This is a genomic window from Psychrobacillus sp. MER TA 171 (assembly GCF_023713305.1).
Taxonomy (GTDB): domain Bacteria; phylum Bacillota; class Bacilli; order Bacillales_A; family Planococcaceae; genus Psychrobacillus.
Genome location: NZ_JAMAWN010000018.1, coordinates 64,266 through 72,108 on the forward strand (window position 1 = coordinate 64,266; position 7,843 = coordinate 72,108).

5 protein-coding genes and 1 pseudogene are annotated in these 7,843 nt (G+C 33.6%); all 6 read left to right on the forward strand.

Annotation, left to right across the window (positions count from 1 at the left end; genetic code table 11):
- The first annotated feature begins 14 nt into the window (after positions 1–14).
- Positions 15–776 (forward strand): hypothetical protein, encoded by a 762-nt coding sequence (locus M3627_RS15260; protein WP_251556396.1) that lies wholly within the window; start codon positions 15–17, stop codon positions 774–776.
- Between the two features lie 1,336 nt (positions 777–2,112).
- Positions 2,113–3,923, forward strand: a pseudogene (gene ltrA, locus M3627_RS15265) (group II intron reverse transcriptase/maturase).
- Between the two features lie 309 nt (positions 3,924–4,232).
- Positions 4,233–4,742, forward strand: coding sequence for an RNA polymerase sigma factor (locus M3627_RS15270; protein ID WP_251556397.1), 510 nt, complete (start codon positions 4,233–4,235; stop codon positions 4,740–4,742).
- Positions 4,732–5,352 (forward strand): zf-HC2 domain-containing protein, encoded by a 621-nt coding sequence (locus M3627_RS15275; RefSeq protein ID WP_251556399.1) that lies wholly within the window; start codon positions 4,732–4,734, stop codon positions 5,350–5,352. Before M3627_RS15270 ends, M3627_RS15275 begins: the two co-directional genes overlap by 11 nt.
- A 243-nt stretch (positions 5,353–5,595) precedes the next feature.
- Positions 5,596–5,889 carry a hypothetical protein gene (locus M3627_RS15280; RefSeq protein ID WP_251556400.1) on the forward strand — a complete coding sequence of 98 codons (294 nt, stop codon included), beginning with the start codon at positions 5,596–5,598 and terminating at the stop codon, positions 5,887–5,889.
- Between the two features lie 496 nt (positions 5,890–6,385).
- Complete coding sequence (locus M3627_RS15285; RefSeq protein WP_285841725.1) at positions 6,386–7,666, forward strand: histidine--tRNA ligase; 1,281 nt, start codon at positions 6,386–6,388, stop codon at positions 7,664–7,666.
- Positions 7,667–7,843: the final 177 nt, after the last annotated feature.

A 7,843-nucleotide genomic window follows, 5' to 3' on the forward strand; every position in this document is an offset into this window, starting at 1 on the left:
TTGAAGGTGAAGTAATGGTAGAAAAAAAGTGTTATTGGTGTGAAAATGATGCAACTTCAATGGAACACGTCCCACCTAAATGTTTGTTTCCTGAAGATAAGGATGTAAAAAATATATTTAACAAAACTTTTAGAGAACACTTAATTACTGTGCCGTCATGTGATGAACATAATATGCAGAAATCAAATTTAGATGAATACTTAATGGTAACATTGTCGGGTAAAGTTGGAAATAATGGTTTAGCATATGTACAAACACTTACTAAAATTGAAAGAAGTAGGAAGCGGAATATCAAGTTACTAGATATTGAAAAAAGTGATGTAATTAAGGTCAATAACAAGGAATTACCTGTACTATGGATAAATGTAGAGAATCAAAAGTTAAATCACTCATTTGAATCTATTGCAAGAGGACTGTATTATCATGAGAATAATAAATCTTTTAAAGGAAAAATCACGGTGGTTTCAGAAATATTTTATCATCCAGATGATCCAAACGGCACAGAATTTAATATTAGGGGATCTAAATTGATAGAAAGTGAAAGAAAGCATTGGAACACTGAAGTAAAAGGAGTAAATAAAGAGGTTTTTTCCTATCAATTTAGTCCAATTGATGGTTTTAAAACTCAAACACTTGCTTTAAATTTTTTTGAAGGCATTGATGTTTATATCATATTAAATGAATTAACTGATGAAGAAATTGAAGATGCAAAATCAAAGTTATCTTTTTTCAGTAAGGTATTGTTTGGGGATTTACAATTAAAATACGAGCGATAGATAAAGGTACTCTAGATTGAAATAATCTCTCCTCCATAACAATTTATTCTTGGTAAAAATCCATATTAATTATTGTCCCCACAACTTAATTATATCAAACGTAGTCAAATACGTAGTTAAGCATTTTCTAAAGGAGCTGTAACCACTTATAAACACGGTTATTATTGCATTTTATGAGATGATAGGTTTAACTTCCGCCGATTCAATTCTACTACTTAGACGGCTGTTTCCTAAAATATAATTCAATCTCCTGAAAATATTTTTAGAATAGGCTTGTTGTTAATTTAATTGCTTACTTAAAAAGAGTGCAGTTTTAGCAGAATATGATGCTACCTATGGTCAATTAGATAATGCATTAGCTATTCAACAAAGTGATAAGGTAAATGGTTAGGAGGATATATAGAGGTGATTAGGTTGGAAAAGGGTTATATGAGAGACTCAGAAATAGCTTTTTTAAAAAGGCTAGGTTAAAGGTAAAAGTTGATTTATAGTGAAATGATATGGTTACACGTATTTACATCTGTTTAAAATAAAAACACTTTGTGAAGGTTTACACTTAAACTAACGCAGCAGTTTAGTTGTGCGAAATGTTCCTAGTTAAAATAGAGGATGGTTACATCTCTCTGGTAAAGGCTAGGCAGTTCCTTTCGGAACTGAAGGATTGTATCGAAGAATCAAATGAAGAGGTAACGCTCGGAAGGGTTCTCTCTTAGTCGAATAGCACGGGATTTAGTATGAACGATCGTGTTATAAGCTCGGTGAAAAGGCGTGAGAAACTACCGTACCAGTTCGGCTGACGAAAGCCTACTCGATGGAATGGTGTAGTTCATGATGCTTGAGTTGAATGAATATGGTGAGAATGCGAATAAACCTACAATAAAAGGTTAAGCTGACGAACATCTGAATGTACGGGTCTAGAACTGCGATACATAGAAATGTGTATATCACCAAATTGTGAGGTTAGATATGGATGAGTAAGACTAACTAATATGAAAATCCATGATACGTTACAGGCGTATGAATGCTAACAGGCTTACAGGGTGCACCTAAGTTCATTCTAGAATAGATACAATTCAACGTTGTAAGCTGATAACGCGGAGGGCTTACTCCCTAAGAAACGTTGGCAGGGAAAGCAAGAATGATAATAGTTACTGTATAACTTGCCTTTATATCAGTGAAAGTGGTGGCACAGTACCAATGAAATGTCTAATCCACATGGAGGGATAGCCACTAGACTAATAAAGATTTATTCAACCAAGTAAGGCAGTTCTTTATCGATTAATAAGGTTCTTGTGAGACTAATAGAGGTTTAACTCCGAAAGGAGTCACCGACTTATTGAAACGGAAGAAACTGAGACACAATGAGTATTATAGTATGCAAGAATGTTTCGATACACTTTATGCTCAAAGTGTTAGTGGTCATCACTTCTATGACTTAACAGACTTAATGAGTTCTGAAGACAATATACGTCTTGCCTACCGAAATATCAAAAGAAATACAGGTAGCAAAACTGCGGGAATAGATAATTTAACAATCAAGGATATACTTCATTTAACGGTAGAAGATGTAATAACAAAAGTTCAAGCCATGTTTAAATGGTATCAACCACAACCTGTTAGGCGGGTTTTAATTCCAAAAGGAATAGACAAAACTAGACCTCTAGGGATACCAACTATTTGGGATAGAATTTTTCAACAATGCGTACTACAAATTTTAGAGCCAATTTGTGAAGCAAAATTCCATAAACATAGTTATGGTTTTAGACCGAACCGAAATACTCATCATGCAAAAGCTAGACTCGAGTTTCTGATTAACCAATCTGGTCTACATCATTGTGTTGACGTAGATATTAAAGGTTTCTTTGATAATGTAAATCATAGCAAACTGTTAAAACAAATGTGGTCGCTGGGCATTAGGGATAAGTCCCTTCTTTCTATTATATCTAGGTTATTAAAAGCAGAAATTGTAGGAGAAGGTATTCCTATAAAAGGAACACCGCAAGGTGGTATTCTTTCACCTTTATTATCTAACATTGTGTTAAATGAATTGGATTGGTGGGTTAGTGACCAATGGGAAACATTAGAAAGTCACTACACGTATTCGACCAATGGTAGCAAGTATCAGCAATTAAAGAAATCGAGTTTGAAAGAGTGTTTTATCGTCCGTTATGCGGACGATTTTAAGGTGATGTGCCGAACAAGGTCACAAGCTATAAAAATGAATTATGCATTAAAAGACTTCTTGAATAAGAGATTACACTTGGAAACAAGTGAAGAAAAATCTAGGTTGTGAACTTAAAGAGAAACTCTTCCGAGTTTCTAGGGTTTTCCATAAAAGCAATAAGAAAAGGAAAAACTAGATTTGGTTTCGTAGCAAAGTCAGGCATGTCAAAAAAGGCTAAAGCAAATGCTTTTCAAAAAATTAAAGAAGCGATTAAAGTAATCAAGAGAAAGCCTTGCATTCAGACTGTTTGGAACTTTAATACTGTTGTAATGGGAATCCAAAACTATTACTCAGCTGCAACTCAAATCACCATTAATTTGAATGAGTTAAATCTACATCTACGCAAGACGTTATATAATCAACTAAAGAATATTCGAACAGAGGCAAGTTTCCATGAGATGACGAAGACTTTACAGAAGAGGTACAAGGGTTACAAGGCCAAACTTTTTAAGATACAAAATATGGTCTTTGTCCCCATCCATGCACAACGTTGGAAAAAGACACTTGGGTTCTCCCAAGTGATATGTAACTTTACTACCGAAGGTAGAACAAAAATTCATAATAGCCTAAAGGCTATCGATAAGAATACGCTCACGTACCTCATGAGAAACTACATTCCAAACAGATCTATTGAATATAACGACAACAGAATCAGTAAGTTTATTGCCCAGTATGGCAAATGTGCCATTTTAGGTGAAGAATTAGGAACTAATGATTGTCATTGTCATCATATTAATCCTTTTCACATTTCAAAAGATGATAGCTACTCGAACTTAATAATTTTAAACAATGCTATACATCAACTTATACATTTGAAAGACAAAGCAAAAATTGAAAAGTTTTTAAAAGCTGTAAAGCTTTCAAATAAGCAAATAGAAAAAGTAAACAACTTACGACTGAAATGTAACAATGAAATAATCTAACTTTGGAAAATTAGCACTCGTCTGCTTATACATAGAAAGAATAAGTTGGTTTAGTTGGAACGCCGTATGCGGTGAAAGTCGCACGTACGGTGTGAACGGGGGGAAAAGCTGGCGATAACTTCAAAAGCTTACCTATCTGTATTAATAAGAAATACAATTAGCTTAAACGAAAGCACTTGAAAAGTATATTGTGTGACGGAAAGTCCATACACAATATACTTTTTTGATTTTATAAAAAAAGTTTTGAATTTCTTGTAACGAATATCGGTTTGATTCTATATATAAGTGACACAATCGGGAGGAGATTTATTGGAGGATTTAAGTGAAATCTATAAATCCTATGCAAATGAAGTAAAACGTTTTCTTCTTTGTTTAACATCAAGTGAGGATTTAGCAGAAGAATTAACCCAGGAAACATTTTATCAAGCTGTTATATCAATTCATCGGTACAATGGTGAATGCAAAATTTCGGTTTGGTTATGTCAAATTGCCAAGCATAGCTATTATGATTACTTAAAAAAGGCGAAACATCGAAATCATACAAGTATTGATTATTTAACGCAAAATGGTGTAGATATACGTTCAAATGAAGATTTACCTGATATTGCAATGATGAAAGAAAGTAGATTACGTGTAATTCATCAAGAGATTCGACAATTAAAGGAGCCGTATGCTGAAATTTTTTTACTTCGAACAACGCTGGATTTAAGTTATAAAGTAATAGGTGACATATTTGAGAAAAGTGAAAACTGGGCGAGGGTTACATATTATCGTGCAAAATGCAAATTAGCAGAAAGGGTGGGTTTGGATGAACTGTAATATTATAAAGGATTTATTACCGTCCTATATAGATGGTATTTGTAGTGAAGAAACGGTTACAACAGTCGAAAAACATATTGAGCATTGTCAAAGGTGCAAAGATACTTTGCAAATGATGAAGCAACCGACTGTACAAATAGACGAAACAAATGTGGAAGCTGCGAAGGAACCGTTTAAACGCATCAACAAAAAGCGACGTTTTCAAGTGATTACAGCTATTGTGCTGAGCTTTATGATTTGTATAATTGCTTCTCTAGTCGTGCAAGATGTAGGGGTTGTTAACCAATTCTTTTTCCCGAAATCCATGGGAATTGCAGAAGTAACGGATGACAGGGAAGAATGGCAAAGCGTTAGCTTCTCTTCTGATTTAATTAATCTTCAAGATTATGTGATATATGATAGCCTTTTTTGGAAGAAGGAGATAATTAATAGTGCATATAATGAAAGTGATGTGTTACTAAGGGTAAAAGACGAAAAGGGTGATGTAATTATTGATGAAATTCTAATACCTCATGGAAAAAGTGTTAAATTAGATGGTTTGAAGAGGAAAGAAAAGTACTTTTTTGAAATAAAAGCTCCACAAGGGCGTTATAACATTAATGCAGTATAAGTATTAGTTGGAAGTCTTATAGATTTCAATAAAAATAAGTTGTTATTCCGAAAAATTTCGGAGTTAAAGTGAAATTTCTTATTGAACTAACGGGTGCTTAGTAAAATATGGTCAGATTTCGATGGTCTATTTCTATGTCCAAAATATTAAGTTGATCTCAGATATGCAATGTGAAATGTTACACTTAAACTAAACCTACAGGTTAATTGAATAAACTGGTAAATAGAAAAGGGGGGAATAGAAGTGTTGAAACCAATGAAGATGGTCGCAATTGGGTTTTATGTTCTTGCTTTTTTACTCTACTTACTCAGTTTTCTTTGGGGCTTTTCAATAGGTTTATATGTATTACTACCTACCATTTTTGTATTGTTGATTGGAATTGCAGTGAATCTTGGATTATATAAAAAACAAAAATATTATGTAGTTCCACTCATCACATCAATCGTGATTTGCGGTATAACGTATCCTTTATGGCATTTTTTAGTTCTTAATGTAGATGACGCGTTTATCTTCTTTCCTTTTATCTTTTTCGTATAATTCATTTTATTTACTAATGAGTGCTTTATTTAAAAAAGCGGCTGCCTGTAAGGGTAACTTTTTCTTATTGAACTAACGGGTGCTTTACTTCAAGATGGGGTAAAGTCTTTTTCTTATTGAACTAAAGCCGCAGTTTAGTTTAACAAGAAATGTAAATAAATTTGGATATTAGCCAGTTTAGTTGAATAAGAAAAGGCTTTTAAAAAGGGTTCTTGAAATGGTCCCCTCAAAAGAGAATTTATAACCTACTCTCTAAATAACTTGACAAATGATCTGAATATTTTTATTATTATTCTTATAAATAAGGAGTGTTCTTATGTTTACACAAAAACTAACAATTACAACTTCACATCATCATATCAACTAGTCTTGCTATCGATATTTTTATATCTGCATAGGAAGACTATTATTCGTTGAATCGTATAACAAAGCCGTTTTGGAGCTTATGTTTGTACGATTTTTTTATTTGTAAAAATGAGAAAAGAGGAAAATCCTGATGAAAAAAATGGACTATCAAAACGTAAGAGGTACGCAAGATTATTTACCTAGACAGGAAATAATCAGACGAAACATTCGACGAACATTAGAGGACACATTCATTGAGTATGGTTGCAATCCTTTAGAAACACCTATTTTAAATTACACAGATTTAATGGCATCTAAGTATGCGGGTGGTGCAGAGATCTTACAGGAGATGTATACATTAACTGATCGTGGGGAACGTGATTTAGCACTGCGTTACGACTTGACAATTCCGTTTGCAAAAGTTGTTGCGATGAATCCAACTATTCCTATGCCATTTAAGCGGTATGAAATTGGTAAAGTTTTTCGTGATGGTCCTATTAAAGCAGGCCGTTATCGTGAATTTACTCAATGTGATGTAGATATTGTAGGGGTAGAGTCACAGGCTGCAGAGGCAGAATTAATGATGATGGCGTTAGATGCTTTTAAAAAACTAAACGTGAGGGTTGAAATTCAATTTAATAACCGTAAACTTTTATTTGGTTTACTACAACAGTTTCAGGTTCCTGAAGATGTAATGAATCGCGTTATATTAGTGTTAGATAAGATTGAAAAGGTCTCGGTTGAATCCATGTTGGGCGAGTTAGTTCAACTAAAATTGACTTCAAATAGCTTAGCTCAAATCAAAGCATTTATTGAATCCAAAGGGCAAATAACGATACAAAGCTTTAAACAATGGGAACAGGGAAATATTTATTTGCAGGAAGGCTTAAAGGAGTTATCTGAGCTTACTACATATATTGAGACACTCCAAATTCAGGAAATGTGTATTTTTAACCCGTTTTTAGCAAGAGGTCTTGAAATATATACCGGAACAATTTATGAAATCTTTTTAGCAGATGGCTCGATACGCTCAAGTATAGGAAGCGGTGGCCGTTATGACAATGCTATTGGAGGGCTTTTAAACTCTGATAAATCTTTTGCAACAGTAGGTATTTCTTTTGGATTAGATGTTATTTATTTTGCATTTGAATTATTAGGTCGAGTAAAGAAATGCTCGGTTATAGATATTTATATAATTCCAATTGGAACGGTAAAGGAAGCACTTAAGCTCGCGACAAACTTACGATTACAAGGTAAACGAGTAGAAGTGGAACTATCAAATAAAAAAGTAAATAAAGCGATGGAAAAAGCAAATCGTGAGGGATTTGCCAATGTAATAGTACTAGGTAACGATGAAATTATAAACGGTTCTTATGCTATAAAAAATATGCAAACGGGTGAAAGTCAAAAAGTAGTTTATAATTTTCATTAACCAAGAAAGAATTTAGTAAGATTTTCTTTTCTTATTAAACTAACGGGTGCTTCGTATTATAAGGTTAACCAGTTTTTACTGGTTGACCTTATTTTTATAGGATTTAATATATCAGTAGCCAGGGTAGGACGTACGGGTGCGTGGGACAATGATCCCGTCGGCTAAACTGTCCACCCC

Coding starts and splice junctions, on each gene's coding strand:
- M3627_RS15260 (WP_251556396.1), top strand. CDS start 15: ATGGTAGAAAAAAAGTGTTATTGGTGTGAAAATGATGCAACTTCAATG.
- M3627_RS15275 (WP_251556399.1), top strand. CDS start 4,732: ATGAACTGTAATATTATAAAGGATTTATTACCGTCCTATATAGATGGT.
- M3627_RS15285 (WP_285841725.1), top strand. CDS start 6,386: ATGAAAAAAATGGACTATCAAAACGTAAGAGGTACGCAAGATTATTTA.